This is a genomic window from Klebsiella sp. CD33 (genome assembly GCF_051992865.1).
GTDB classification, from domain to species: Bacteria; Pseudomonadota; Gammaproteobacteria; order Enterobacterales; family Enterobacteriaceae; genus Klebsiella; species Klebsiella pneumoniae.
Window position 1 is genome coordinate 840,580 of record NZ_CP197023.1, and the last position, 25,283, is coordinate 865,862.

Genomic DNA, 25,283 nt, shown 5'->3' on the forward strand with positions numbered 1-25,283 from the left:
GACAGTTATGCAGTTAGCTGTAGGCCCGCGCAAGCGCAGCGCCGCCGGGCAAGCGCTGAAGATTGCACTTTGTCTGCAGTCTGATTGCCTTCCCCTCGGGGAAGGCATTTTTGTTACTGCCCTCGATAGCCGCCGCCCAGGGCTTTGATCAGGGTAATGTCGGTGCTTAGCCGCTGGGCCTCAATGTCCAGCAGCAACAGCTGCTGGGCGAGGACCGCCCGGCGGGCTTCTTCGGCGGCGTAGCGGCTGAGGAGGCCGCGCTGATAATGGGCGCGAGCGCTATCGGTGGTGGTCTGCGCCGCGGTGACTTTTAGCTGCTGCAGCGCGCGCTGCTGATTCAGGTCGTTAAGCTGGCTGGAGCTGATGGCGACATCGCGAACCGCATCCAGCACCGCCTGGTTGTACTGTTTGATCAGGATGTTGCTGGCGGTGCGTACCGACTGCAGATTAGCGTTCAGACGGCCGCCGTCGAAGATCGGCAGATACAGCCCGGGCAGCAGGTTGATCTGCTGGAAAGAGGACTTAAACAGATCCCCGACGCTCAGGGCGTTATAGCCCCAGAACGCTTTGATATCAAAATGGGGGTAGAAGGCCGCTTTCGCCGCATCGACCTGGCTCAGGGAGGCGGTGACGTAGCCGCGCAGCGCCTGCAGGTCCGGACGGCGGGCCAGCAGCTCGAAAGAGAGCGACGGCGGCAGCGTCTCCTGGAGCGCCGGCAACGCCACCGGATGGATGGCCGGCATGCTCTGCGCATCGGCGCCGATCAGCGCCCGCAGGGTTTCACGATACTGGGTCAGCATCCCCTCGGCGCTAATGATCTGCTGGCGAGCGGCGAGCTGTTCGGCCTTGGCGTTGGCCACATCCACACTGTCTTCCAGGCCGCGCCGGGTCCGGTGCTCGTGGGCTTCCACCGAGAATCGGGCAATGCCCTCCAGCTCCTGCAGCAGCGCGATTTTCTGGAACGTCGCCTGCATGGCGAAATAGAGCTGCGCCACGCTGCTGGCGATGTCGAGCTCAATGCCGGCGCTCTCCGCCAGCCGGGCGTTTTTCTCGCCAATAGCGGCGGCGACCCGGGCGTGATCGGCCCCCCAGAGATCGATATTCAGCTGCGCCCCGACGCCAACGGTATTCAGCGTATACCAAGGGCCGTTTTTATCCACCGGCAGGGAGTATGAGTAGGGCCAGCTAAAGGATTTGTCGGTGATCCGCAGGCGGTTTTGCGCCGCGACGGCGGTGGCCTGCAGGCCCATCGCCGACCGGGCGAGTTCCACCGTGGACTGCGACTGGGAGATGCGCAGCCGGGCGGCCTGCATGGTCGGCGAGTTCTGCAGCGCCCGGTTGATCAGCATATTGAGCTGAGGATCATCATAGGCCTCCCACCAGCGGGCGGCCGGCCAGTCGCTGTTCGCCAGGTGGATCACCTGCGCCAGCTGGGCCTGCTGCGGATTGACGATGGCGACCTGGGCAGGCTCATCCTGGATCAGCGCGCAGCCGCTGAGCAGCGTCAGCGTCAGGGTAAAAAGAGTGCCGCGCAGGCGCGCGGAGAAAGGAAGGATCATCATGACGTTTTAGCCTGTTGCTCAGTCGCTATCGGTGTCGGCCCCCAGTCGGGCAGGGCGGCCAGCGCGGCGGCCAGCGCCGGGCCAAAGGGGTTAGTCAGGTCGGCGGTCAGCTGTTCGCCAGGCGCCGTCGCCTCCTGTTCGATACGTTCAGCGTAGCGCCGCAGCTGTTCGGCGCAGCGGGTCAGGGTCGGGTCTCCCGGCGCGGCGTTGAGTCGGTAGCCTTCGCTGAGGCGGGCGATCTCCTCGGCCTGGGCGAGGGTGGCGCGCATCGGCCAGCCTTTCGCCTGGGGCCAGGGGTGAGCATACGTGCCCAGCGGTTCGGCGCGAACCCGGTGGATCAGCGCTTCGCTGTCCGTGAAGGCGACAAGCAGGGGAGCCAGCGGAACCGCCTCCTTCGGGGCGGCGAGGCAGTCCGCCAGCCGGCGATAAAGTGCCGCAAGGCGGGTTTTCAGCTGCGGCGCTTCGCTGTCCGGCCAGAGATACAAATGAACAATGGAGGAGACCAGCACCCCGAGCAGGATGCCCAGCACCCGATCCCGCAGCTCGGTGAGGTTCGTCAGCGGAGCAAACCAGCTGAGAAAGGCCAGCGCAAAGGTGAAACCAATCTGGATCCCGGCGTAGGCGATACGCTCCGAGCCGGCGGCAATCCACGCCGCCAGCGCCAGCACCGGCAGGGACATCGCCAGCAGGCCCGTCAGCGAATCGGTCCAGGGCTGGACAAAGACGATTAACAGCAGCGCCAGCAGGGAGGCGAGCAGCGCCCCGCCGATGCGCAGCCATGTCTTTTGCATCGTGGCGCCCAGCCCGGGCTGGGCGACGATCACGCAGCTCAGCATAATGGTATGTAGACCCTGCCAGTCGGCAGCGGTATAGAAGACATAGCAGATTAGGGTCGCCAGCAGGGTCTTGAGCGCAAAATGGAGATATGCCGGGTTGCGCCAGGCGTCCGGCGCCAGCAGGGGCGCCTTCTCCACCTCACCCTGCGGCAGGGCAACCGGCTCACCCTGCGCCAGCCGCTGCAGAGTGGTAGCCATCTCCTGCAGAACAGCGCGATTGACGCCGCGACCGCTGAGCGTCAGGGGAGGAATAGCGCCGTCAAACGGCTCCTCGCTAAGGGCGTTCTTCAGCTGAAGTACCGCCTGCGACAGCTGCTGGCGATCGTCACTATCCGCCTCGTCTGCTTGCAGCAGGGCCGCCAGCTGGTAGCAGCGCAAAGTGGCGGCCAGCCGCGAGCGCCAGGCCAGGGGATCGGCGGCGATCTCCGGTGTCGCCCGGCTGGCCTGGGCGAACAGCGACTGCAGCTGATTGAACTGCGCGGCGGTCTCGCCGAAGGTCGGTGGCGCTTCAGCGTCCGGGGCCGCCAGCTGCCGGGCGACCTCGTGCAGCATCCCGGCCAGGCGCGCCTTAAACTGGTTACCGGGAAAGGCCTGCTGAAAGCAGGCGTTGACCAGCAGGGTGACGAGGATCGCGGTGTTAATCGCCACCCACAGCCAAAGCAGCAGCCGCACCAGGATCTCGCTCTGGCTGGTCATCGACGGGAAGGTCTGAGCGTAAATCACCGCCAGCGCCACCACGAAAAAGGCCAGTCCCAGCTTGCCCAGCACCCGCATCAGATAGAGCGCGCAGAAAAAGAGCGCCACGGAGGCCGCCAGGCGGATCAGCGGGTAGTCATAGGTCCACTTGATGATCAGCAGCACGCCGCCGAGCGCCACGGTGACGGTGACAAAAAAGACCACGCTGACCAGCTTAATCATCAACACGTTAGGCTGGCTGACGTAGAACACGACGATCAGCGCAACGGCCAGGAAAGGGATCTGCAGGGTCATAAACAGGGTGATGAGCACCGCGCAGCTTAGCGTCAGGCGCAGCGTGTAGCTGGCGCGTCCCGGCGCGTCGCGCAGTTCCTGGCGTAAAAAATGGGCGAGAGGAAACATAGCGTCGCCGGCTACGGCTGCAGCACGGCGCTGGCCGAGGCGCCCATGCGGAACAGTTCCGGGTCGGGATCGCTGACGGCGATTTTCACCGGGAAGCGCTGCGAGACGTGGACCCAGTTAATGCTTTTCTGGATCAGCGGCAGCCCTTCGATGACGCTCCCACCTTCGGGCAGGACCCCGGAGCCGACCGAATCCACCACCCCGTTAAAGGTCCGGTTGTGGTTGGTCATCACGGTGATCCGCGCCGCCACGCCGGGGCGCACGTTGTTCAGGTCCGTTTCGCGGAAGTTCGCGATCACATACCAGCGGTCGTCATCCAGCAGGGTGAAGACCGGCTTCAGCGCCGAGGCGTACTGGCCGACGGTGGTTTTCAGCGCCACCACCACGCCGTTGAACGGCGCGCGCACTTCGGTAAATTCCAGATGCAGTTCAGCGAGGGCGATTTGCGCCAGGACCCCGGCGCGTTGCGCCACCATGGCATCCATGCCGGTCACGGCCGCCGAGGCCTGTTTGGCCTGCAGCAGCGTGGCCTCCAGCTCCGCCCGCGCCGCTTTCTCAGCGGTGCGCGCCTGATCGAGATCTTCCTGGGAAGCGAACCCCTGCGGCACCAGCGGCTCAAGGCGGATACGCGTGGAGGTGGTCTGCTTAACCAGCGCTCTGGCGCGCTCGACGGCGGCCGCCACCGACTGGGCGTTATACTCTTGCGCTTTGATGGTGCGCTGGGTCAGCATGATCTGCGCGTCGAGGGTCGTCAGCCGGGCTTTCGCGTCATCGAGCATTGCCTGATAGGGGCGGGGGTCGATGCGGAACAACAGATCGCCTTTTTTCACCCGCTGGTTATCGCGAATGGGCATCTCCACGATGCGTCCGCTGACCTCGGGCACTACATCGATGGTATCGGCATAGACATAGGCGTCATTGGTCTCCGGCGAGGTTTGCAACTGCCAGATAACGAGGATCAGCGCCAGGATGGCGGCAAGGACCAGCGCCAGCAGAGGCCACTTTTTGCGTAACAGGGGAGTGCGGGAAGTTGTCATAAGCGATCAGTGAACAAAAAACAGAAACCACAGCAACGTGGCGAACAGGAACATCAGCGCGACGTAGCTGAAGACCAGGGGAGAAAAGCGCGGCTGCCAGCCTTTACGGGTAATCAGGATATGGCAGGGGATCAGTAAAAACGCACCGCCCAGTAAGCAGAAAAACCAGCCGGGAAAAGCAGCGCCCAATACCGGGATCTCTGGCGAAAGTGAGCAGCCGGAAAGCGGCAATACGAGCAGTAACCGCGCCGGGCGGGCGATGGTGGCAATATGATTCAATGGAACATCCCTGAGTGATCATACCAGTGTGTCATGAGTGTAATCGCCTCGTTGCGGGAATGAAAGTCAACCGATCGTTGACTGCGGGATCCTTGCGCGATGGGAGAGCATGATGTGAGGCGTCAATTCCCGCGCTTGCGCATAGTCAGCCGCCACGGCGAGGGCTATGCTTAGCCTGAAAGATAAAAACGACCGAGGCAATGTCATGGATAAGGAATTACTGGAAGCCGGCTACCGGGCCTACACCGGGGAGAAAATCGACGTCTACTTTAATACGGCGATCTGTCAGCATTCCGGGAACTGCGTGCGCGGCAGCGCGAAGCTCTTCAACCTGAAGCGTAAGCCGTGGATTATCCCGGATGAAGTGGATGTCGCGACGGTGGTAAACGTGATTGATACCTGCCCGAGCGGCGCTCTGCAATATCGTCATAAATAAGCGAGGAGAAGATGGAAATACTGGAAGGGCATAACAAATTTTATGTTAACGACGCGCAGGGAAACCAGGTGGCGGAGATTGTTTTTGTTCCCACCGGCGAACACCTCAGCATTATCGAACATACCGATGTTGATCCCAGCCTGAAAGGCCAGGGCGTGGGGAAACAGCTGGTGGCGAAGGTAGTGGAAAAAATGCGCCAGGAGCAGCGGAAGATTATCCCTCTCTGCCCGTTTGCCAAACATGAATTCGATAACACCCGCGAATACGACGATATTCGCGCATGACGTACCGGCACCGGTGCTAACCGGTGCGCTTTTCTCGCACCCTCAACGTTTCGCCGGATCGCGCTGGTGGGAAAAGCGGCGGATCAGATCCGGGAGATGTTCGCGCCGCATCGGTGGTGAAAACAGATAGCCCTGGAAGCGATCAATCCCCAGCGATTTTAACTGCGTAAATTTCGCCAGTGAATCCACACCTTCCGCCACACAGCGGCTGCCGCTCAACTGGCAGTAGTAGGCCAGGCTTTTTATCAGCGCAAGCGCCTTTGGATCGTGCTGGGCGTCGTTGACGATGCTCATATCCAGTTTATACGCATTGAAGTGCAGTCGACGCGCCGGAAAGATAACGCTCCCCTGAGAAAAGCAGTCGTCCAGCATCACGCGCACGCCAGCACGTTGCAGCTGCGCCACGTGGGCGGCGGAGCGGCTCTGATGGCGAAAATCGATAGTTTCAGCATATTCCAGCACCAGCCTTGTCACGCCCTCTGGCTGCCGAAGCTGCTGGCGAGCGGCTTCCACCATCCGCAGCAGGCTGTCACTGTCGGCGAGCGAGGAGGGTATGTTGACCGAAAAATAGAAGGTGCCTGGATACTCATTAATATTCTGCACGGCCTCCTGCAGAACAAAGGCCGTAAGCAGCAGCCAGGTGTAGTCGGCGCGGAAGTGCGGCAGAAAGGTCTGGGGGTGAAGTACCTGGCCGCGGTGGCGCCAGCGGATCAGGATCTCCACCCCCTGTAGCTGTGAGCGACTATCGACGATAGGTTGAAAAACCGGGAAGATCTGGCGATCGTGAATCGCTTGTACCCATTCCTGTTCAAACGCCGTCAGTGCGTTTGCGGGTGAGCGCGGCAGCAGCGTGCGCGGAAAGCGGGGGGCCAGATGCGGATGACATTCCACCAGCTTTTTCACCCCAGCCAGCCGCTGGGTGTAGAGCGTTTTCTGGCTCAATCCGAGACGTTGGGCCTGCTCGCCTATCGTCTGCCCTTGCAGCAGGGCGAGGATCACCTTGAGCTCGGCGTGGGTCAACCCGACGACCCGTTTTCCGTGGATCAGGGCGGCTTCGCCGGCAAGCCGCTCAAGCCGCGGCGCATTCTCCAGCCGATGGGCCAGCTCCGCGCAGGACAGATCGGCGGGGGCAGTATGGACGTTGCGCAGACGATCCGGATGACTCACCTGATAGAGCAGCGTTTGCCACAGCCAGATGGCCGGGCTGCGGCTCAGAATCAACATCGGTAACGGCGGCAAGGCCTCGTCGAGTAGCCTTGCCGCCTGGCGCAGCGTGGTGAGCATCCACAGGGGATCGTCAGGGAGATACACCACGATCCGCTTCACGGCGGCCAGCTCGCGCAGGGACACGCCCTCGACCGGCAGCTCAACGGGCCGCTTCGCGGCGTTCAGCATCAGCTGGCTCAACCCGCGGGCGGCCAGCGAGCAGGGCGAGAGGATATAATCGGTCATCATTGATAGACAAAGGTGATGCCGATGATCGACTGTACGTTGCCGGCGGTAACCTGGCCTGTGGTCCGGGCATAGGTGGCCGTCAGGCCGAGATTGACCGGCGAGGTGCCGACGGTGCCCAGCGAGACCGTGCTGTTCGCCGGGACGGCGCTGCCGTTGTGCGTCAGCTGAACGCCTATCCCCTGCGCCGGCGAGGCGGAGGCGGTATTGGTGAAGATCGCGTTGGCGCTGTCCGCGGTGGTGCCGGAGAGGTAATACCCCAGCTGCTGGCTTTGCGCGCAGTGGACGGTGAGCGGCACGGCCATCGATCCCGGGTAGTCGGGGAGGGTGACGGTGACATCGCGGGCGGAGACGTCGCAGCCGCCGGTGGGGACCACCACGTCGTTGTTGGCGTAGATGTTCCAGATGAACTGGAAGGAGTCACTATTGTAGTTGTTGGTCTGATGCAGGATCAGCACCGCGATTAACGATCCTGCGGTGATGGCCACTCCACCGGCAGTGCTCACCGGCGTCAGATACAGGACGGCCGGCCAGGGTTTATCGGTCCGTGAATCATAAATCACCCGCGCGGTTTCCGTGGTGGTCGGGAACGGGTAAGAGGTGCCGTTATATTTCACGGTGCCTGAAAAACTCGACAGCACACCGCCATAGGCGGATCCGCGCTGCAGGGTCACGTAGTCGGTGATCGTTTCCGGATAGTCGTTATGGCAAAAAATCTGCGTGGAGAGGTCGACCACCAGGTTTTGCCCGACGTTCACCGCCGGGGTCAGGTTAACGTAGACGTTGGCTGACCCGCCGCCGATGGGAATCGTCGCCCCGGTGGCCGTTTTGCAGGCAAAGGACCAGGCGTTCATCGACCAGCCCAGCAGCAGCAGGGTGGTGAACAGGGGGATTATTTTTTTCATCATGATGCTCTCCTGGCTCAGGCGTAGGTATAGGTGACGTTAATCACCGCCTGAATGGTGCCTTGCGTGGCGCCGCCGTTGACGGACAGCGCCCTGACCTGCAGCGGGAAGCGAGCGGACTGGCTGGCCTCATCCACCTGTACCGACTGGCTGCTGCCATTGTTCAGCGTGGTGCCGTCCTCGTTCTGCAGTTCGAGCTGAATATTGCCCGCCGTTCCCTGGTTTTTGTAATAGCCGGTGCTGTCCGCCGTTCCGCTGAAGGTGGCTTTCACCCGTGAAGTACCCACGGGGCAGTTGCTCAGATCCAGCGCCACGCTGTGCCAGGCCGATGCCGAGCCCGCACCGATCAGGCTAAAGGTATAGAGATCGCCCAGCTCGACGGTGGCATTGACGGTGGAAACCGTGCAGGGTCTGGCCACCACCTTGCCGTTGACGGTGAGAGTGACGTCGGCCGCCCGCAGGGAAGCGCTCGCGGTTAACAGGCCGGCCAGCAGCCAGCCCACATGAGTCCATTTCATTTCAGCCTCCGCTTACTGAAATTCCAGGGTGAATGTCGCTGTCGCATTGACATGCCCGGCGGTGACGGGCACCTGAGTGGCCATCAGCCGGGCGTAAAAGTTGAGAATATTGGTCTGGCCCGGGGTCAGCGTGGTCCAGGTCATGGTGGATGACGGCGCATTGACCGGCAGCCGGGACTGCTGCTGATCGAGAATTTCCACCCCCATTCCTGCCGCCGCCGAGGCCCCGGCATCGAGTTTTAACAGGCTGGTGTTGATGCTGTCCGCCACGCCGGTGAAACCGACCTTCACCGCGGTGACGGAAGTGCCGCAGGGCGACAGCACGATGCGGAACGGCACCGGCGGCGGCGTCGCCCCAACGGCATAAAACTGCTTCGCGGCGTTATCCTGTAAATCGACAGTAAAATCCTTCGATTCGCCGGCTACCGCGCAGGCGTTATCGCGGACATAGCCGCTGATGGCGATCGTGCTATCGGCGGCAAGCGCAGCCGGTGCGCCCAGGGTGAACAGGGCGCCCAGCAGATACTGCAGTGTTCTCATCATGATCTCCTTAGCGGCACGCGACCGAAAGCTGACTGAGCGCCTGCTGCTGGCTCTCCGGCGGCAGACGGTAATCGGCCACGCACTGAGCGTCCGGGCCATCGCCCCATTTCACCCGCACTTTGCCCGCCAGCGGCATCCCGCTCAGGTAGACCTGGCCGTTGTCCGCGACGATGCTGCCGCTCTGGTTGCTGTCGCCGGTGGCGAGGGCGCCAAACGGCACCGGTTTGCCGCGATGGGTCAGCGTCATCAGGATCTTCATCCCCACCTGGGCGTTAAAGTTGGCGCGGACAATCGCCCCATGGGTGGGCACCACGCTGACCACCGCATCGTCAAGGTCGACATTGTCCGCCAGGGTGTTGGTATCCAGCGCGATCCGGTTTTCGCGATACTCAGTGGCATAAGGCAGGACGGCATACCCGCGCCAGTCGGTGCGTACCCCGGTCTGGTTTTCCACTTTCACGCCGCCGGCGCCGGGGGCTTTCACCAGCACCACGGTATCGTTTAACGGTTGGCTCAGGGTGATGCCGTTGGCGTGCGCCAGCACGCCGCCGCTGACCCCGTAGTAGAGCTGTTTAAAGCCATCGCTGCGGCTGTAGCCGACGTTGGCGTTGCCGTAGCCGCCGCGGTAGTTGAGGGCGGTGTAGCCTGTGCTCCCGTTGTCGCCGTTGCCGCCGCCGGCATAGCCGGTCTGCACGCTATAGCTGAGGTTGTTGTCTTCCAGCAGGGTGCCGTACAGGCCCGCCAGATTGGTCATGCGGCCATTGAGATCGTGCGACAGGCTGTAGCTGGCGCTGGCGTGCCGCCAGACCGAGCGGCTGTCGGAACGCAGCCAGTGGCTGAAGGGGATATTGATATTGATCGCCAGCATTTGATCGCGCCCCTGCTGCCAGGCGTTTTTTGTCAGGCTGTAGCTTAGCGACCAGTTGATATCGTCCACGGCGGCGTTGAGGCCGGCCTGCAGCTGCTCATCGGCATCGTCGGTGCCCCAGTAGGTCTGGTGGCTACCGCTGAGATAGAGGGTGGCGGTGCGCCCCAACTGCTGAGTCACGCTCAGCTGCACCTTGCCGCGCTTGCTGTAAGCCAGATTGTAGTAGTCGGTAAATTTCGGTTTTACCTGGATAACGCCGTCCTGGGTTTCCACACTGTAGCCGCTCATCCGGCGGTAAGTGGTATCGGCAAAGTTATAATAGCCGCGGGTAGAGTAGCGGTAGCCCACCAGCTGCAGGTTGGTGCCGGTCTCATCCAGGGATTTGTTATAGAGAAAACGCACCGACTGCCCCTGATGTTCGCTGTCGTCAGCCAGGGTGGCGTTGGCCTGAGTGATATCCAGCGACAGGGCGCCGAAATAGCCCATGTTTTTCCCCACCCCAAGGTTAAAGGCGCGATAGCGGTCTGCCAGCTGGGTGCCGCCGTAGAGCGTCCAGCCTGCCGGCAGGCCATGCATGGCCGTGCCCTGGAAAAAATCGGGCGTTTCCTGCTGACTGTTGCCGCTGCGGTACTCCCCGGCGGTGAGGGCGAAGCGGGTATGGCCTTCACGCTGGAGAACCGGCACCGTTGACCAGGGCACGCTGAAGACCTGGCGGGAGCCATCTGCTTCTTTGATCGTGACCTGCAGATCGCCGCCATTGCCCGCGGCGTAGAGATCGTCGATGGTAAATGGTCCCGGCGGCACTGTGCTCTGGTAGATTTCGTAGCCGTTTTGCCTGATTGACACCTGCGCCGTGCCGCGGGCGATCCCGTGGATCACCGGCGCAAAGCCTTTCTGGCTGTCCGGTAGCATATTGTCGTCGGAGGCCAGCTGGGCGCCGCGGAAGTTGATCCCGTCGAAGACATCGCCGTTGGTGTAGCTGTCCCCTAGGGTGAGTCGCGAACGCAGAGGCGTGATGTCCCGCTCAAGCCAGCTGTTAACGTGCTGCCAGCGATTCTCGTTGGATGAGGTGCTACCGCCGCTGCTGTAGCTCCAGGTGCTGTTATCGCGCAGACGCCAGGCGCCAATGTTCAGGCCGCTCTGTAGATTCAGATAGGCGTAACGGCTGCTGCCACCTGTGGTGTTATGGGCGTTATTGCCCGTGAAGTTATAGTTAATCAGCCCGGCGGTGATACCGTTATCCCACAGCTCCGGCGGAATATAGCCGCGCGCATGGTTACCCATAAATGCCTGGGGGACGGTGAGGTACAGGCGCTGCTGTCCGACGTCGAAGCGCGTGGTAGCTTCGCTGATAAGCGTGGTCAGCGGCACGCAGGCCGTGCTGTCCAGCGTCGCCATGCCCGGCACCCGACCGGTATCCACACCCATGCTCGCCAGCTGGCCGCGCGTCAGGCAGGGTGACAGACCGTGACCCTGGGCATCGGCCTGGAAAGTGACGTCCCGGGTGGTCATAAAACCATTGTTGAGATAAATATCGACGCGATAGGTGCCTGGCGGAACCTCCTGGCCTTTTTCAAATCCCGACAGGTCAGCCACCGCCGCCGGATCGTCAGCTAAAAAGCGGGGGTTAAAATAGAGGTCCGCCCGCGCGGCAAACGGCTGTGAGCAGAGCCACAGCGCCAGCGCCGGAGATACCAGGCGCCGGGCAGTTCGGCAACCTAAATGATCCAGTCCATATTTCCGATGTGACATTATCCCTCCGGCCCGACGTTGCCCGGCTGTCATTGCTTCTGGTCATGCGCAGCGTGTCCCGCGCGGCGGGGCGCTTCTTGGTTAGCGCAGCACGCCATTCATTTTCGGCGTCAGCGCGCCGTAATCATTAATCGTGCGATAGGTGATGGTGTTCCCGGCATCCGCGGGTAGCTTGACGCTGGTTTTGCCCATCGGCGGTACGAGGGCGTTCTCCAGAAAGCGTGTCCCGGCGTTCAGTTCGGTCACCGTCAGGTAATAGGGGGTGGGGTTCGTCAGCGTCAGCGACGATCCGCTACGGCTAAAGGTCAGCTTTTCCGCCGCTTGATCCGGAGGCAGGGCCAGTTTTCCCGGACGGTAGTAGAGCTTGATGCGGCTGATAATCGCCAGCTGCAGGGTATTGTCGCTGAGCTTTGATTTATCCATCGAAGGGATCGCCTTCACGTTCATCCAGAACAGACTTTCCCGATCCTGCGGCAGCTGGTTATTGGTGGCGTCGATAATGCGCAGGGTGTTCTCTTTTTTACCCTGCATGGCAAACAGCGGAGGAGTGATGACAAACCGGCCGTCTCGCTGACCATCGGCATTTTCCACCCATGACTGAATAAGCCAGGTACTGTTGTCATCATTATTGGTCACCGCGAGCTGGACCTGCTTCTGTCCCGCCGGGTAGATAACCCGGGTCGCGCCAAGCGCAACGCCCGCCTGCGCGCTGGCGCTAAAGATACTGGCGGCGAAAAGCACACATCCTGCCAGTAAGCCATGCGCCATCGTTGCCGTTTTTCTCACATTATCTCCTTGTCTGCTCACCGTGTTGTCCTGTTTGTCTGCGGATTAATTACTGATAGGTCAATGAGAACCAGGCCTGGGCATTGGCTGCACCGCCGGTGACCTGGCGTCCGGTCGCCCGATATTTGGCGACGAAATTTAGCGTCGTCGGTCCGCGGTAGAGTGATATCCAGCGATCCGCTGGACGATTGAGCGGGAGCTGCTGGCCCTGGCTGTCGAATAGCGCAATACCGATCCCACTGGCGATCCCCGGACCTTCACCCACCGACAGCACGTCGGGGTTTTTTCCATCAGCCACGCCGTGAAAGGTCACACCCACATGCTGGCTGACCGCCGTACTGCAATCCTGTAAATGAATCGCGAAAGGGATTGGGTTGCTGTCTTCGCCGACAGCATGAAATCGATTACTGCTGATCTGCCCCAGATTGACCGTCATCTGCCGATCGCCGGCTTCGACGCGGCAGGAGCTCGCCATTATCAGGCCCTGAAAACGCATGCTGCCCCCCGGCAGCGTGACGTTCCAATGATTACCGGCCAGCGCCAGCGGAGGCAGTAGCAGCAGCAGACCAGATTTCATTCCCTGCATCGTTTCACTCCGGTTGAAAATAGAGAGCGGGCCCTCCTGGCCCGAATAGCTTCCCTGCCTGACTCGGGTCTTACTCGTACTGCACTTTGAACGTGGCATCCGCGTTCGCTATACCAGCCGTCGCTGCGCCGGTCGCGTAGTAACGTGCCTGGAACGGGATGATGTTGGGGCCGTCATTCAGCGTGGTCGCAGCACTGAAGGTGGCGCCGTCCAGTGCCAGTGGCGTACCGGTATTGTCGAGGATCTGCACGCCGACGTTGGTTGCGCTGCCGGCGGCAGAGTTTTGCAGGGCCAGAACGGTGGTATTGCTGCTGTCGATGGCCGTACCGGCGAAGGCGACGGACGCTTTGGTGGCTACCGTAGTGTCGCAATCATCCAGCTGGATGTTGAAACCGACGGCCGAACTGGTGCTCCCCGCCGTGGCCAGTTTCGCGGAACGCACCTGGCCTAACTGAACGGTTTGATCGATAGAGCCGGCATCCACCGCACAGGCCGCATTAACGACTTCTCCTTTAAAATGCACGGTCCCGCCGTTGACCGTGGTGGTATCGGCCAGAGCTGCCGTGGAGCTCAGTGACAGGGCTGACACAACAATCATTGCCAGTGTTTTGATTTTCATACTGTTTTCCTTTGAACGATGTCGAAATAACGAACCGGATTGGCAGCCGTTGTGCCTTCCAGGCATTTCAGATTTCAGCCGAGTGGTCCGGCTGCCGGCTCTGCACAGTTTTCGCCCAACCGATGAGACAATTGGGGCCATTTTGACTCGTTGGGATAAATGATCTGTATTTTGTGTCAACCTGGTATTCTGTGGTTTTAAATTCTGCCAAATTTGATTTTTATGGTAATATAATCTGGTGTGGTGGGAGGGGGTGCGAAAGGAATAGCGATGGCGTTGGCGACGGATCGCCGGTGCAGCAGAGATATGGTTAGAGAAAAGTGAGTAATTGCAGGTTTAAAAATAGATAATAATCAATGAGATATGATTTTTTTTGCGGAAATATGGCGCAGTGAGTTGCAAAATATGTCAAAACATTTTTATGATATAAACAGTTTGGCCCCAATTGACCTGTTCGTTATTTTTTTTAATTCTTTAAAATCAATCAGTTATTTCATTTTTCGTCTTCTGGTCTTTTTCCTCTAAAAGATTATTTCTTTCCCAGATGCCAGCGAAACGTGCCGCATTACTGGCGGTGTAACGTACTGTGTGACGAATATTGCGATGTCCTAGATAATCCTGTATCAAACGCGTATCTGTCCCTCTTTCAGCCAGTTCATAGCCGCAGGCGTGACGCAGCATATGGGGGTGAGTGTGCGTGACGGTACCCGCATTTTCCCCGGCGGAGCGAATAATACGATACGCCTGCTGGCGGGAGAGCGCGGTGCCGCGGCGGGAGATAAACAGTGCGTCCGTTTTGTCCGCCGCTTTCCAGCCGGCACGGACCAGGCTCCAGCGCTCAATCGCCTCGCGCTCATCAAAACGCAGTGGATGAATCGTCGAAAAACCATTCTTTAATCGCCGCACATTAACCCGCCCTTCATGGAGATCCAGATCGTGATAATGCAGATCCAGCAGTTCGCTAATGCGCATGCCATGGCGAAAGGCCAGCAGAATGAGGCAGTAGTCCCGTTCGCCGGTAGGGCCCTGACGAGCAGCCTGCATCATGGCCTGAACTTCTTTGGCGGTTAGAAAACGACGTCGGTTCACAATAGTTGCTCCTGAAAATAGGTATGAATGACCGTCACAGCGAAACCATACGCCATGACGAAATAGGTTCTGTAATGCTAAAACGGTACAGGGTGAAGATGATTAATCACGAATTGATAACATATTACATTGCCAGACACTAAAAATATCGTCGGGTGATAATTCTTAATTTTAAAGATTTTAATCATCGGCTCAATAGTATCTGTGCGGGTTGCCGCCAGGTATATAAAATGAAAGGATATTTTTCACTACCAGCCGTTATTAAAAACACAGCCGCGGAAATTTTTCCCACCAATAAATACCCAGTCTAATTCCTGAGTAAACGCAGGGTTATATTAACTCTCAGTAATAAGGATTAAATAAGAACTTGTGGGAACAGTAATCCTAATTAACGCAGGGTTAATAATCATGAATATTTTAATTTGTCGACCGATCGCGATACAACGCCATCCGTGGCGTCAAGGCTATTGGATCAGCGACGATCGCTGTTTGTCACGGGGATTGTCCCAGATGCCATAGAAGCGTCCCGCATTGCTGGCGGTATACCAGACGGTGTGGCGGATATTGCGATGCCCGAGATAATCCTGAATCAAGCGGGTATCGATCCCCATATTCGCCAACGCAAAGCCACAGGAGTGCCGCAGCATGTGCGGGTGGATCTCCAGTGGCAGCCCCGCCAGTCCCCCTGAGGACGCGATAATCTAATAAAACTGTTGGCGGGAAAGGGGATTACCTTTGCGGGAGAGAAATAGCCATTCGCTGGCGGCCTGCGGCCAGCTGCTGCGAATGGCCAGCCAGCGCTTTAGGGCGTAGATCTCTTTATCCAGCAACGGGTGGGTAGTCGAAAACACTTTTTTAAGCCGATGGATGTAAACACATCGGGCAGCAAGGTCGATATCCGATATTCGTAGACGACAGATCTCGCTGGCGCGCAGACCATGGATGAAGCACAGTAACGTCAGGCAATAATTACGTGCAGCATAAGGACCGGTATCGGCCGCTTTAAGTAAAGACTCAATTTCATTCTGAGTCAGGAAGTTCCTTTTTTTTATGTCGGCGTTATTCGTCATGGTTTTCCCTTTTATTGCAGGCATATTTTTGGTTTTCCGAGCCTGCGTCAGGTCATTGTTAAATTTGACTGCCTTTTTATTTTGAAACAGCGTGGTGATAACGTTTTAATTTGCTACGAGCGCGAGCGGTATCATGGGCTAGCTCCATTGCTAACGATAAGAGGCCGCGATCTGAAGGGTAAAGAAAGGGTGAGCTGGCTGAACTGATGAATCTTTCCTGGGGGTTTCCACGTCCTGTACATCCCTGATCCTCTTGATGATACCCGCATGATGATGAAGGCTTGGGCTTCCGGCCACGGCAAGGCGGCTATCAATGCCGTCATGATTGATTGCCTGTTTACTGGGCAATGTCACCCCAGTAAACCAGCCTCCCTCGCCGACAACCTTCGGGAATGGCATGAGAAATTTCTCAGACAAAATACAACCTTAAGTCGTCTGGATAGCATTCACTGCAAAACTACAACAGTGATTAAACCATACTGCAAAAAGCCTGGTGATAATAGCATTGTCTGTAATAGAGCACATTACGCCGTATTTCAACGGGTAAGCTTAATCTGGTACATGCGGTTGAATGAGATGAAAACTCGTCACGGTCAACGTATACAGGAAGATATCAATGGGAGGTAGTAGAGGACAGGTAAGTATTGCGACACGGTCTGGCGGCGGGTTTGAATACTCGCTTCGGCGCGGGAAGGACTCACATCCAGGATACGCCGAAGCCTGCCGGTTCACCACTTTTCGTCACGTGCCTCTTGGCGCTTGTCGCTGCGCCAGGTGGCCTGTACGGAAAGCGATGGCAGCAGTAACCAGGGTAAGTAAGCCTCTTTTCATGGAAGTGATCCTGCTGAAGAGTACAATAAATAGCAGTTAAAGAATATTCTTGCCGGAAGCGCAGCATAATAACTGACAAAAAATGCTCGCCAAGAAATAAGTTATTTATTTTTATCTGTGATTTTTTGAGTAATTATTCCTGTTAAAAGGTATTGGTAACCAATAACGCATAAAAAGATATAGCTGTGGTATGCTCAAGATATTGAGGCATTCTGCGCTAATACGGTGTCGGGAAGATAGCGATCGGTAGATAATGCGGAGCCTGATGACTACGAACAATCCCGTGAACAGCTTCGACAAATTCCTCACCCTTCAGCGCTGACGCCTTCGCTCGCCTGTCGTAAAGTTGCTGTCAGGCGGTTTACGTTTACTACAATGGTATAACGATGACGACTCCGATTGCGCTCCGCGACTGGCGCCTGCTGGCGGCCGGGTGCGGCGGCCTTCTACTGCTGGCCGCCGCTATCACCTTGCACAGCCACTGGGGTGACTTTCTCCAGTGGTGTCTCGCCACCCAAATTACCCTGCATCGCTATCTGGTGATGTACCTTCTGTTACTGAATAACCATCAGTACAGCGGCGGTATCTGGCTGCTGGTGGGGGCCTTTCTCTATGGCGTGCTGCACGCCGTCGGACCGGGACACGGTAAATTTATCGTGACGACCTACCTGAGCACCAATCAGGAGAGCCTGACGGCGGCGCGGGTGGTGCCCTTTCTCGGCAGCCTGTTGCAGGGCGTCACTGCGATACTCTTCGTCTTTATTCTTGCGGTGGGGCTGAATCTGGCCGCCGGCGATCTTAGCGCCAGCCGCTGGTACGTCGAGAAGATCAGCGCCCTGACCATCGGCGTCTTTGGGGCTTATGTTATCTTTCGCGCTCTGCAAAGCCTGTGGCCGACAAAACAGGTGATTCGCCGTCTGACGCCAGCGCATCAGCATGACGCCTCGTGCGGCTGCGGCCATCACGGCGTGGGGCAGGATCTGCAGGGCGCTGACTGGAAGACGCGCCTTGGCGTGGTGTTGGCTATCGGCGTTCGGCCCTGTAGCGGGGCGATCATGATTTTATTATTCGCCAATGCGTTGGGGATTGTTAGCTGGGGCATCGCCGCGGTGATGAGCATGGCGCTGGGCACCGCGCTCTCGATCCTCGGTCTGTCGCTGCTGGTTCACTATGCGCGCCATCGGACGGTCAAACGATTGGTCACGAAACACCGCCCGCGGCCCTGGCTGGTACCGTTGGTGAAGATCCTCGGCGGTCTGGCGCTGATCCTCTTTGCCGTGGGATTGTTTTTCAGCGTGGTGCCGATCAGCGCCAACGGCGACTTTATCGCCGCTGGCTGTTAGCCCGTTTCCAGCAGTCGCATCAACACCCGCAGCGCCTGATCCAACTGCTGGCGTTCACCGTCACTGAGTCCTGCCAGCAGTTGCCGTTCGTTGTCGACGTGGGTTTCCACTGCGGCATCGATCCGTTCGCGTCCGGCGGAAGTCAGGGCGACCAGCATACTGCGGGCATCCTCCGGATTGGGCAGGCGGGTAATAAACCCGCGTTTCTCCAGCGCCTTCAGACGATGGGTCATGGTGCCGGAGGTAATCATCAGCGTGGAGAAGAGCTGGGTGGGCGAAAGTACGAAAGGCGCCCCGGCGCGCCGCAGCGTCGCCAGCATGTCAAACTCCCAGCGCACCAGATCGTGGCGCGTAAAGGCCACTTCCACCTGCGGCTCCAGCAGCATAGCGCATCGTTTCAGGCGACCTATCGGCCCCATGGGGCTGCAGTCGAGGTCTGGCCGCTCCCGCTGCCACTGGGCGAGGATGCGATCCACGGCGTCGATCGGCGGTGATTTGTCCATTAGTGCTCACTTGTCTTGATATCAAGATACTTGGCGGTACATACTTCACTCCCTAATTTACCTTGAAGTGAAGATAAAATCATGGCTTTTCTCTCACGTAATCTGATTCTCGACCTGCTGCTCACCGCGCTGGCGCCCGCTATCTGGGGGACGACCTACATCGTCACCTCCCAGTTTCTTCCCCCTGACCGCCCATTTATTGCTGCGCTGCTGAGGGTGCTGCCGGCAGGTATCGCCCTGCTGATCTGGAGCCGTCGTTTTCCGCAGCGCGGCGAATGGGCAAAGCTGATCGTTACCGGCATCTTAAATATCGGCGCGTTTCAGGCGCTGTTGTTCATCGCCGCCTATCGCTTACCCGGCGGGCTGGCGGCGGTGATCGGCGCGATCCAGCCGCTGCTGGTGATGCTCCTCGCCTGGTGTGTCGACCGGCAGCGCTCGCCCTGGCTGGCGGTGTTCTCCGCCATCGCCGGCATACTCGGTATGGCCATGCTGCTGCTGTCGCCGCACACCGTCCTCGACCCGCTGGGTATCGGCGCGGCGTTTCTCGGGGCGATCAGTATGGCGCTGGGCACCTGGCTCTCCCGGCGCTGGGCGCTCTCCCTGCCGATCGTCGCGCTGACCGGCTGGCAGCTGACGATCGGTGGGGTGGTGCTGGCCCCGGTGGCGCTGATCGTTGACCCTCCTTTGCATCAGATAACAGTGCTGCAGGCGGCCGGCTATCTGTGGCTGTGCCTGGCGGGCGCCATGCTGGCCTATGGCCTGTGGTTTCGGGGGATTGGCCGCCTCTCACCGGTGGCCGTGTCGGCGATGAGTCTGCTGAGCCCGGTGACCGCCGTGGTGCTGGGATGGATTTTCCTTGGACAAAAGATCCAGGGGATGGCGCTGGTGGGGTTGATCGTGGTGCTGGCGAGCGTGCTGTCTATCCAGCGCGCGCTGGCGCGCCAGGCGGCGGGAGCAAAAACGAAAAAAGCCCCATAACGGGGCTCGACATTGCTGCGTGCGGGGGGGGCGGCGGGAGCCAGACCAGCCACCCGCAGGCGGCCTGTCCGGCAGCTCCCTCTGCAACCATTCGCTTATTTAGACAGCTCGGCGGTCATATGGACCTGGTTGCCGGTATAGGCTTCGGTGATGTGGTAGGAAGCGCCTTGTTCTTTCGCAATGGTTGCGATTTTCGCTTCTGCGCTGTCCAGGGTGTCTGCTGTCACGCTCACCGGATGAGCGAAGCTAGCGAAAGAGACCAGGGAGAGCATACCGGCAGCGGCGAGTAATTTTACGTTTTTCATGGTGTTTGTCCTTTTAACTTTTATGGTGGAAAGCATGTTTGCTTTCGATGGACTTATAATAAGCCTGCTAACTATAACGCGCGTGGCAAAAAGTGCGATTTAGATCACATTTTTATGGCGGTTTGATGGCGAAAACATGATCGTTTATCTATTTTTTAATTTAAAAACAATGAATTAATGATTTATTTCTGGAAGGGGATATCACATGGGCTGCCCTTGTTCAGGGAGAGGAATGCGCCTCATTCATGCTTTCACCATTCGTTGTGTGAATGGTTTGGTGCTGTTTTCACCACCGCAAAGGCAGATTCAGACTTATCGCGATGGCCTTCCGAGGGCTTTTTCTGCATGCTGTTGCGGTCACTTTCTCTCGCTCTGGCGTTAGGCTTGCTGCGCTGTAAACAACCACCCTCGCGTTTTCATCTATCAATGACTGTTTATTAATAGTCGATGGTTATCTGTTATATAACTTAATGAAACGTGAACAAATGTATATTTGTCGGCGAATAAATAGCATTCTTTGACGCCGATAGCACCAGCGAACTTATATTTTTAGGTTCGTTACCTGACGCCTTAAATATTGCGGCTCCCGGTCAGTCGAAGATTCTATTAGCAGTGGCATAAATCAGCATCGCCTGATGTTTCTGGTTCTATGCGAATTCACAGTGTGCTCATTGATTCGTAATTCACTCTGACAAGGAAATGGCAATGAAAAAGGTTCTTCTTTCTGCAGCAATGGCAACCGCGTTTTTTGGCATGACTGCTGCCCATGCAGCTGATACCAATGTTGGCGGCGGCCAGGTTAATTTCTTCGGTAAAGTTACCGATGTATCCTGTACTGTTTCCGTTAACGGCCAGGGCAGCGATGCGAACGTTTACCTGTCTCCGGTAACCCTGACTGAAGTTAAAGCGGCAGCAGCGGATACTTACCTGAAACCGAAATCTTTCACCATTGACGTCTCTAACTGCCAGGCTGCTGATGGCACTAAACAGGATGACGTAAGCAAACTGGGCGTGAACTGGACCGGCGGTAACCTGCTGGCTGGCGCAACCAGCAAACAACAGGGCTACCTGGCGAACACCGAAGCTTCCGGTGCTCAGAACATCCAGCTGGTGCTGTCTACTGACAACGCTACCGCGCTGACCAACAAAATCATCCCGGGTGACAGCACTCAGCCGAAAGCGAAAGGCGACGCTTCCGCTGTAGCCGATGGCGCGCGTTTCACCTACTACGTAGGCTACGCCACCAGCGCGCCGACCACGGTAACCACCGGTGTGGTTAACAGCTACGCGACTTACGAAATTACTTACCAGTAATTCCGTCAGAAAATAAAACTGCCCCGCGATGGGGCAGTTAATAACAATAATAAAGCGGCAATGTCCGCCGCTTGTATTTTTATTCTGAGGTCAGCATGAAGCGTATTGCCCTTTTTTTCTGTTTCATTTTTAGTTTTGCGGCCCATGCCAACAATATTATTGTTAACGGTACCCGCTTTATTTATCCAGGAAATGAAAAAGAAATAACGGTACAGCTTTCAAATAACGCCGACCGTCCGGCGCTGGCGCAGGCCTGGCTGGATAACGGCGATGCCGATGCCACACCGGATACCATTACCACCCCGTTTATTATCACCCCGCCGATTTCGCGTGTTGACGCCAAGAGCGGCCAGACGCTGCGTATTAAGCTCGGCAGCAGCGCCGGTCTGGCGAAAGATAAAGAGACGCTGTGGTGGCTGAATCTGCTGGAAATTCCGCCGGTGGTGGCCAATCAGAAAAATGAAGGCCAGAACGTGCTGCAGCTGGCGATCCGTTCGCGCTTTAAATTTATTTATCGTCCTACCGGACTGGGCAACCGCGATGCGGCGGCCGAGAAGCTGACCCTGACCGCCAGCGGCAGTGGTCTCGCCATCAACAACCCGACGCCGTTCTACATTACCGTCAGCCGTATTTCCCGCGACGGCGGTAAAGCCCTGAACAGCAAAACCGTGATGCTGGCGCCGCAGTCCAGCCAAACGGTGGCGCTCTCCTCCGCCGTCAACCGCGGCGAAACCCTGACCGTTAACAACATTAATGACTATGGCGCCGATGTCGCAGTGAAAGTGGCCGTTAAATAAGGGAAAAGCTAATGAAGCAGAGGTCATTCTGCCCGGGAAGATTAAGCACCGCGATCGCCATCGCGCTGTGCTGCTTTCCGCCATTTTCCAGCGGACAGGAAAACCCGGGAACGGTATATCAGTTTAACGACGGCTTTATTGTCGGCAGTCGCGAAAAGGTCGATCTGTCGCGCTTTTCGACCAGCGCGATTACCGAAGGCACTTACTCCCTTGACGTCTACACCAACGACGAGTGGAAAGGGCGCTACGATTTACGCATCGCGCGCGATAAAGATGGTCGGCTGGGCGTCTGCTACACCAAAGCGATGCTGGCCCAATATGGCATCGCGGCGGAAAAGCTCAATCCGCAGCTGAGCGAGCAGGAGGGCTACTGCGGTAGCCTCAAATCCTGGCGCAACGAAGAAAACGTCAAAGACAACCTGGTCCAGTCCTCCCTGCGGTTGAACATTTCGGTACCGCAGATCTATGAAGATCAACGCCTGAAAAACTATGTCAGCCCGGAGTTCTGGGACAAAGGTATTACCGCGCTCAATCTTGGCTGGATGGCGAACGCCTGGAACAGCCATACCTCTTCGGTAGGCGGGTCGGATAACAGCAGCGCCTATCTGGGCGTCAACGCCGGACTGTCGTGGGACGGCTGGCTGCTGAAGCACATCGGCAACCTGAACTGGCAGCATCAGCAGGGTAAAGCGCACTGGAACAGCAACCAGACCTATCTCCAGCGCCCTATCCCACAGCTCAACTCCATCGTCAGCGGCGGGCAGATTTTCACCAATGGTGAATTTTTCGACACCATCGGTCTGCGCGGGGTTAATCTTTCCACCGATGACAATATGTTCCCGGACGGCATGCGCTCGTATGCTCCGGAAATTCGCGGCGTGGCGCAGAGCAACGCCCTCGTCACCGTGCGCCAGGGCAGCAATATTATCTATCAGACCACCGTTCCGCCCGGACCATTTACCCTGCAGGATGTCTATCCTTCCGGCTATGGCAGCGATCTTGAGGTCTCGGTGAAAGAAGCGGATGGCTCGGTAGAAGTGTTTAGCGTGCCTTACGCTTCCGTCGCCCAGCTGCTGCGTCCGGGAATGACCCGCTACGCGCTCTCCGCCGGTAAAGTGGACGACAGCGCGCTGCGCAACAAGCCGATGCTCTATCAGGCGACCTGGCAGCACGGGATCAACAATCTGTTGACCGGCTACACCGGGGTCACCGGTTTTGACGACTATCAGGCCTTCCTGGTGGGGACCGGGATGAACACCGGCATCGGCGCGCTCTCTTTTGACGTCACCCATTCGCGGTTGAAGAGCGATGCCCATGATGACTCGGGTCAGAGCTATCGCGCGACCTTTAACCGCATGTTTACCGATACCCAGACCAGCATCGTGTTGGCGGCGTATCGCTACTCGACGAAAGGTTATTACAACCTCAACGACGCGCTGTACGCCGTCGATCAGGAAAAAAATAGTCGCAGCAACTACACCCTGTGGCGGCAAAAAAACGGCATGACCTTCACGGTGAACCAGAACCTGCCGGACGGCTGGGGCGGGTTTTATCTCAGCGGCCGTATCTCCGATTACTGGAACCGCTCCGGGACCGAGAAGCAGTATCAGGTCAGCTACAACAATTCATTTGGTCGTCTCTCCTGGTCGGCGAGCGCGCAGCGCGTCTATACGCCAGACAGCTCCGGTCATCGCCGCGACGATCGTATTTCACTCAACTTCAGCTACCCGCTGTGGTTTGGCGATAACCGCACCGCCAACCTGACGTCGAACACCTCGTTCAATAACTCGCGCTTTGCCAGCTCGCAGATTGGTATCAACGGTTCGCTGGACAGTGAAAACAACCTTAACTACGGCGTGTCGACCACCACCGCCACCGGCGGTCAGCATGATGTGGCGCTCAACGGCAGCTACCGTACGCCATGGACCACCCTCAACGGCAGCTACAGCCAGGGCGAAGGCTATCGTCAGAGCGGCATTGGCGCCAGCGGGACGATGATCGCCCACAGCGGCGGCGTGGTGCTCTCACCGGAAAGCGGCTCGACGATGGCCCTGATTGAAGCCAAAGACGCGGCCGGGGCGATGCTTCCGGGATCGCCGGGCACCCGTGTGGACAGCAATGGTTACGCCATCCTGCCGTATCTGCGCCCGTACCGGATTAACGCCGTGGAAATCGACCCGAAAGGCAGCCATGACGACGTGGCCTTCGATCGCACCGTGGCGCAGGTTGTGCCGTGGGAAGGCAGCGTGGTTAAGGTCGCGTTCGGCACTAAGGTGCAGAACAACCTCACCCTGCAGGCGCGCCAGGCGAACCACGAGCCGTTGCCGTTTGCGGCAAGTATTTTCTCCCCCGACGGCAAGGAGATCGGCGTTGTCGGCCAGGGCAGCATGATGTTTATCAGCGATGCGAACGCCAAACGCGCGATTGTGAAGTGGAGCGGCGGGCAGTGTTCGGTGGATCTGGGACAGCAAACAACAAAGGATAGCGTATGTCGCTGAGGAAATTACTAACGCTTTTTATCGTCTTAATGGCGCTGGGAACCACCTCGTCCTGGGCCTCCTGTACGCGTCTCTCATCGCCAACGGTGATGCTGGACATGGTGGTGGGCAGGGTGGTGGTGCCCCCGGATCTGCCGGTGGGCTCGGTGATCCTTACCCGCGACTGGACGATGAGCGCTCCCGGCGGGGCAAGCTATCGCTGTACTTCCGGCACCAACCGCTTTGCGGCGAAGATCGTGTCGCCAGGGGCCACGGACCTTGGAAATAAAATCTACTCCACCAACGTGCCGGGAATCGGCATGCGTTTCAGCCGCGGCGGCGCAACGGTAAATATCGTCTATCCCGACGTCTTTTCGTCCCGGGTATATAACACCACCAACTATTCCCTCGAAGGGTCGCGCTTTACGCTGCAGATTATCAAAACCGCGGCAACCACCGGCAGCGGCACCCTGGCGGCGGGTAAGTACACCTCCTACGACTGGGAGAGCGGCGGTAACCCGATCCTCGAAACCTATCTGAGCGCCAACGCCATCACCGTGGTCTCGCCCTCCTGTTCGGTGCTGAGCGGGAAAAATATGAATGTCGATGTGGGTTCCATCCGGCGCACCGACCTGAAAGGGGTCGGCACCACCGCCGGCGGGAAGGATTTTAATATCGACCTGCAGTGCAGCGGCGGCCTGAGTGAAACGGGATATGCCAACATTAGCACCTCGTTCTCCGGTACCCTGGCCACCAGCACTACCGCTACCATGGGCGCCTTGCTGAATGAAAAAGCCGGCAGCGGGATGGCGAAAGGCATTGGCATCCAGGTGCTGAAGGATGGCTCCCCGCTGCAGTTTAATAAGAAATACACCGTCGGCCGCTTGAATAATCAGGAGACCCGCTACATCACCATACCGCTGCACGCGCGTTTTTATCAGTATGGCCCGACGACCAGCACCGGCGAGGTGGAGTCGCATATGATCTTTAACCTGACGTACGATTAATACGGGAG

24 protein-coding genes and 1 pseudogene are annotated in these 25,283 nt (G+C 58.2%); 8 read left to right on the forward strand and 17 right to left on the reverse strand.

The window, feature by feature from the left end:
- Positions 1-113 precede the first annotated feature (113 nt).
- Genes ACR809_RS04230 through ACR809_RS04245 form a run of 4 tightly spaced genes read right to left on the reverse strand, consistent with a single transcriptional unit; the run spans position 114 to position 4,812 of the window.
- On the reverse strand, positions 114-1,562 hold the full coding sequence (locus ACR809_RS04230) for an MdtP family multidrug efflux transporter outer membrane subunit (protein ID WP_122051068.1): 1,449 nt from the start codon (positions 1,560-1,562) through the stop codon (positions 114-116).
- Positions 1,559-3,496 carry a multidrug efflux transporter permease subunit MdtO gene (gene mdtO / locus ACR809_RS04235; RefSeq protein WP_122051069.1) on the reverse strand — a complete coding sequence of 646 codons (1,938 nt, stop codon included), beginning with the start codon at positions 3,494-3,496 and terminating at the stop codon, positions 1,559-1,561. Before mdtO ends, ACR809_RS04230 begins: the two co-directional genes overlap by 4 nt.
- An 11-nt stretch (positions 3,497-3,507) precedes the next feature.
- Entirely contained in the window at positions 3,508-4,533 is a 1,026-nt protein-coding gene (gene mdtN / locus ACR809_RS04240) for a multidrug transporter subunit MdtN (protein WP_122051070.1), read from the reverse strand.
- Between the two features lie 6 nt (positions 4,534-4,539).
- A complete protein-coding gene (locus ACR809_RS04245) occupies positions 4,540-4,812 on the reverse strand; it encodes a YtcA family lipoprotein (RefSeq protein WP_002916204.1) in 273 nt (90 codons plus the stop codon).
- Between the two features lie 205 nt (positions 4,813-5,017).
- On the opposite strand from ACR809_RS04245, the gene yjdI reads away from it, so the two are divergent.
- Complete coding sequence (yjdI, locus tag ACR809_RS04250) at positions 5,018-5,248, forward strand: 4Fe-4S mono-cluster protein YjdI (RefSeq protein ID WP_002916202.1); 231 nt, start codon at positions 5,018-5,020, stop codon at positions 5,246-5,248.
- Between the two features lie 11 nt (positions 5,249-5,259).
- Entirely contained in the window at positions 5,260-5,532 is a 273-nt protein-coding gene (locus ACR809_RS04255) for a GNAT family N-acetyltransferase (RefSeq protein ID WP_002916201.1), read from the forward strand.
- A 42-nt stretch (positions 5,533-5,574) separates the two neighbouring features.
- Here ACR809_RS04255 and ACR809_RS04260 read toward each other — a convergent pair whose 3' ends face one another.
- The 11 genes and pseudogenes from ACR809_RS04260 to ACR809_RS04310 form a co-directional block, all read right to left on the reverse strand.
- Positions 5,575-6,987 (reverse strand): EAL domain-containing protein, encoded by a 1,413-nt coding sequence (locus tag ACR809_RS04260; RefSeq protein ID WP_064159362.1) that lies wholly within the window; start codon positions 6,985-6,987, stop codon positions 5,575-5,577.
- Positions 6,984-7,889: a fimbrial protein gene (locus tag ACR809_RS04265; RefSeq protein ID WP_114266914.1), complete on the reverse strand. Its 906-nt coding sequence runs from the start codon at positions 7,887-7,889 to the stop codon at positions 6,984-6,986. Before ACR809_RS04265 ends, ACR809_RS04260 begins: the two co-directional genes overlap by 4 nt.
- 17 nt (positions 7,890-7,906) lie before the next feature.
- On the reverse strand, positions 7,907-8,392 hold the full coding sequence (locus ACR809_RS04270) for a fimbrial protein (protein WP_004229447.1): 486 nt from the start codon (positions 8,390-8,392) through the stop codon (positions 7,907-7,909).
- A gap of 27 nt (positions 8,393-8,419) precedes the next feature.
- Positions 8,420-8,947, reverse strand: coding sequence for a fimbrial protein (locus ACR809_RS04275; protein ID WP_122051071.1), 528 nt, complete (start codon positions 8,945-8,947; stop codon positions 8,420-8,422).
- Positions 8,948-8,957: 10 nt separating this feature from the next.
- Positions 8,958-11,570 (reverse strand): fimbrial biogenesis usher protein, encoded by a 2,613-nt coding sequence (locus ACR809_RS04280; RefSeq protein WP_009308599.1) that lies wholly within the window; start codon positions 11,568-11,570, stop codon positions 8,958-8,960.
- Positions 11,571-11,651: 81 nt separating this feature from the next.
- The gene (locus ACR809_RS04285; RefSeq protein ID WP_275692312.1) at positions 11,652-12,338 is read right to left on the reverse strand and encodes a fimbria/pilus periplasmic chaperone; all 687 of its coding nucleotides are present in this window, start codon (positions 12,336-12,338) and stop codon (positions 11,652-11,654) included.
- 67 nt (positions 12,339-12,405) lie between these two features.
- A complete protein-coding gene (locus ACR809_RS04290) occupies positions 12,406-12,942 on the reverse strand; it encodes a fimbrial protein (protein ID WP_004174507.1) in 537 nt (178 codons plus the stop codon).
- Positions 12,943-13,012: 70 nt separating this feature from the next.
- Positions 13,013-13,561: a type 1 fimbrial major subunit FimA gene (gene fimA / locus ACR809_RS04295; RefSeq protein ID WP_002916190.1), complete on the reverse strand. Its 549-nt coding sequence runs from the start codon at positions 13,559-13,561 to the stop codon at positions 13,013-13,015.
- A 480-nt stretch (positions 13,562-14,041) separates the two neighbouring features.
- Entirely contained in the window at positions 14,042-14,650 is a 609-nt protein-coding gene (gene fimE / locus ACR809_RS04300) for a type 1 fimbria switch DNA invertase FimE (RefSeq protein ID WP_002916189.1), read from the reverse strand.
- Positions 14,651-15,114: 464 nt separating this feature from the next.
- Positions 15,115-15,720 (reverse strand): annotated as a pseudogene (gene fimB, locus ACR809_RS04305) (type 1 fimbria switch DNA invertase FimB).
- Positions 15,721-15,870: 150 nt separating this feature from the next.
- A complete protein-coding gene (locus ACR809_RS04310) occupies positions 15,871-16,119 on the reverse strand; it encodes a hypothetical protein (RefSeq protein WP_002916186.1) in 249 nt (82 codons plus the stop codon).
- 818 nt (positions 16,120-16,937) lie between these two features.
- On the opposite strand from ACR809_RS04310, the gene ACR809_RS04315 reads away from it, so the two are divergent.
- Entirely contained in the window at positions 16,938-17,894 is a 957-nt protein-coding gene (locus ACR809_RS04315; RefSeq protein WP_032435030.1) for a nickel/cobalt transporter, read from the forward strand.
- On the opposite strand, the gene ACR809_RS04320 is transcribed toward ACR809_RS04315, so the two are convergent.
- The gene (locus ACR809_RS04320; RefSeq protein WP_002916184.1) at positions 17,891-18,397 is read right to left on the reverse strand and encodes a MarR family winged helix-turn-helix transcriptional regulator; all 507 of its coding nucleotides are present in this window, start codon (positions 18,395-18,397) and stop codon (positions 17,891-17,893) included. The genes ACR809_RS04315 and ACR809_RS04320 overlap by 4 nt on opposite strands.
- A gap of 81 nt (positions 18,398-18,478) precedes the next feature.
- Here ACR809_RS04320 and ACR809_RS04325 point away from each other — a divergent pair, with 81 nt between their 5' ends.
- The gene (locus tag ACR809_RS04325; RefSeq protein ID WP_004174511.1) at positions 18,479-19,375 is read left to right on the forward strand and encodes an EamA family transporter; all 897 of its coding nucleotides are present in this window, start codon (positions 18,479-18,481) and stop codon (positions 19,373-19,375) included.
- Between the two features lie 95 nt (positions 19,376-19,470).
- Here ACR809_RS04325 and ACR809_RS04330 read toward each other — a convergent pair whose 3' ends face one another.
- Positions 19,471-19,680, reverse strand: coding sequence for a DUF1471 domain-containing protein (locus tag ACR809_RS04330; protein ID WP_002916131.1), 210 nt, complete (start codon positions 19,678-19,680; stop codon positions 19,471-19,473).
- Positions 19,681-20,385: 705 nt separating this feature from the next.
- Between ACR809_RS04330 and mrkA the strand changes: the two genes are divergently transcribed.
- The 4 genes from mrkA (at position 20,386) to mrkD (ending at position 25,275) form a co-directional block, all read left to right on the forward strand.
- A complete protein-coding gene (gene mrkA / locus ACR809_RS04335; RefSeq protein WP_000756959.1) occupies positions 20,386-20,994 on the forward strand; it encodes a type 3 fimbria major subunit MrkA in 609 nt (202 codons plus the stop codon).
- A 95-nt stretch (positions 20,995-21,089) separates the two neighbouring features.
- Positions 21,090-21,791, forward strand: a complete 702-nt coding sequence (gene mrkB / locus ACR809_RS04340) for a type 3 fimbria chaperone MrkB (protein ID WP_122051072.1) — start codon at positions 21,090-21,092, stop codon at positions 21,789-21,791.
- Between the two features lie 11 nt (positions 21,792-21,802).
- Complete coding sequence (gene mrkC, locus ACR809_RS04345) at positions 21,803-24,289, forward strand: type 3 fimbria usher protein MrkC (protein WP_122051073.1); 2,487 nt, start codon at positions 21,803-21,805, stop codon at positions 24,287-24,289.
- A complete protein-coding gene (gene mrkD, locus ACR809_RS04350) occupies positions 24,280-25,275 on the forward strand; it encodes a type 3 fimbria adhesin subunit MrkD (protein ID WP_002916123.1) in 996 nt (331 codons plus the stop codon). Before mrkC ends, mrkD begins: the two co-directional genes overlap by 10 nt.
- Positions 25,276-25,283 lie beyond the last annotated feature (8 nt).

Bases quoted from the DNA above. Each gene is read 5' to 3' on its own strand.
- ACR809_RS04230 (WP_122051068.1), bottom strand. From the start codon at position 1,562: ATGATGATCCTTCCTTTCTCCGCGCGCCTGCGCGGCACTCTTTTTACC.
- mdtO (WP_122051069.1), bottom strand. From the start codon at position 3,496: ATGTTTCCTCTCGCCCATTTTTTACGCCAGGAACTGCGCGACGCGCCG.
- mdtN (WP_122051070.1), bottom strand. From the start codon at position 4,533: ATGACAACTTCCCGCACTCCCCTGTTACGCAAAAAGTGGCCTCTGCTG.
- yjdI (WP_002916202.1), top strand. From the start codon at position 5,018: ATGGATAAGGAATTACTGGAAGCCGGCTACCGGGCCTACACCGGGGAG.
- ACR809_RS04255 (WP_002916201.1), top strand. From the start codon at position 5,260: ATGGAAATACTGGAAGGGCATAACAAATTTTATGTTAACGACGCGCAG.
- ACR809_RS04260 (WP_064159362.1), bottom strand. From the start codon at position 6,987: ATGATGACCGATTATATCCTCTCGCCCTGCTCGCTGGCCGCCCGCGGG.
- ACR809_RS04265 (WP_114266914.1), bottom strand. From the start codon at position 7,889: ATGAAAAAAATAATCCCCCTGTTCACCACCCTGCTGCTGCTGGGCTGG.
- ACR809_RS04275 (WP_122051071.1), bottom strand. From the start codon at position 8,947: ATGAGAACACTGCAGTATCTGCTGGGCGCCCTGTTCACCCTGGGCGCA.
- ACR809_RS04280 (WP_009308599.1), bottom strand. From the start codon at position 11,570: ATGTCACATCGGAAATATGGACTGGATCATTTAGGTTGCCGAACTGCC.
- ACR809_RS04285 (WP_275692312.1), bottom strand. From the start codon at position 12,338: ATGGCGCATGGCTTACTGGCAGGATGTGTGCTTTTCGCCGCCAGTATC.
- ACR809_RS04290 (WP_004174507.1), bottom strand. From the start codon at position 12,942: ATGCAGGGAATGAAATCTGGTCTGCTGCTGCTACTGCCTCCGCTGGCG.
- fimA (WP_002916190.1), bottom strand. From the start codon at position 13,561: ATGAAAATCAAAACACTGGCAATGATTGTTGTGTCAGCCCTGTCACTG.
- ACR809_RS04310 (WP_002916186.1), bottom strand. From the start codon at position 16,119: ATGCCATTCCCGAAGGTTGTCGGCGAGGGAGGCTGGTTTACTGGGGTG.
- ACR809_RS04315 (WP_032435030.1), top strand. From the start codon at position 16,938: ATGACGACTCCGATTGCGCTCCGCGACTGGCGCCTGCTGGCGGCCGGG.
- ACR809_RS04320 (WP_002916184.1), bottom strand. From the start codon at position 18,397: ATGGACAAATCACCGCCGATCGACGCCGTGGATCGCATCCTCGCCCAG.
- ACR809_RS04325 (WP_004174511.1), top strand. From the start codon at position 18,479: ATGGCTTTTCTCTCACGTAATCTGATTCTCGACCTGCTGCTCACCGCG.
- ACR809_RS04330 (WP_002916131.1), bottom strand. From the start codon at position 19,680: ATGAAAAACGTAAAATTACTCGCCGCTGCCGGTATGCTCTCCCTGGTC.
- mrkA (WP_000756959.1), top strand. From the start codon at position 20,386: ATGAAAAAGGTTCTTCTTTCTGCAGCAATGGCAACCGCGTTTTTTGGC.
- mrkB (WP_122051072.1), top strand. From the start codon at position 21,090: ATGAAGCGTATTGCCCTTTTTTTCTGTTTCATTTTTAGTTTTGCGGCC.
- mrkC (WP_122051073.1), top strand. From the start codon at position 21,803: ATGAAGCAGAGGTCATTCTGCCCGGGAAGATTAAGCACCGCGATCGCC.
- mrkD (WP_002916123.1), top strand. From the start codon at position 24,280: ATGTCGCTGAGGAAATTACTAACGCTTTTTATCGTCTTAATGGCGCTG.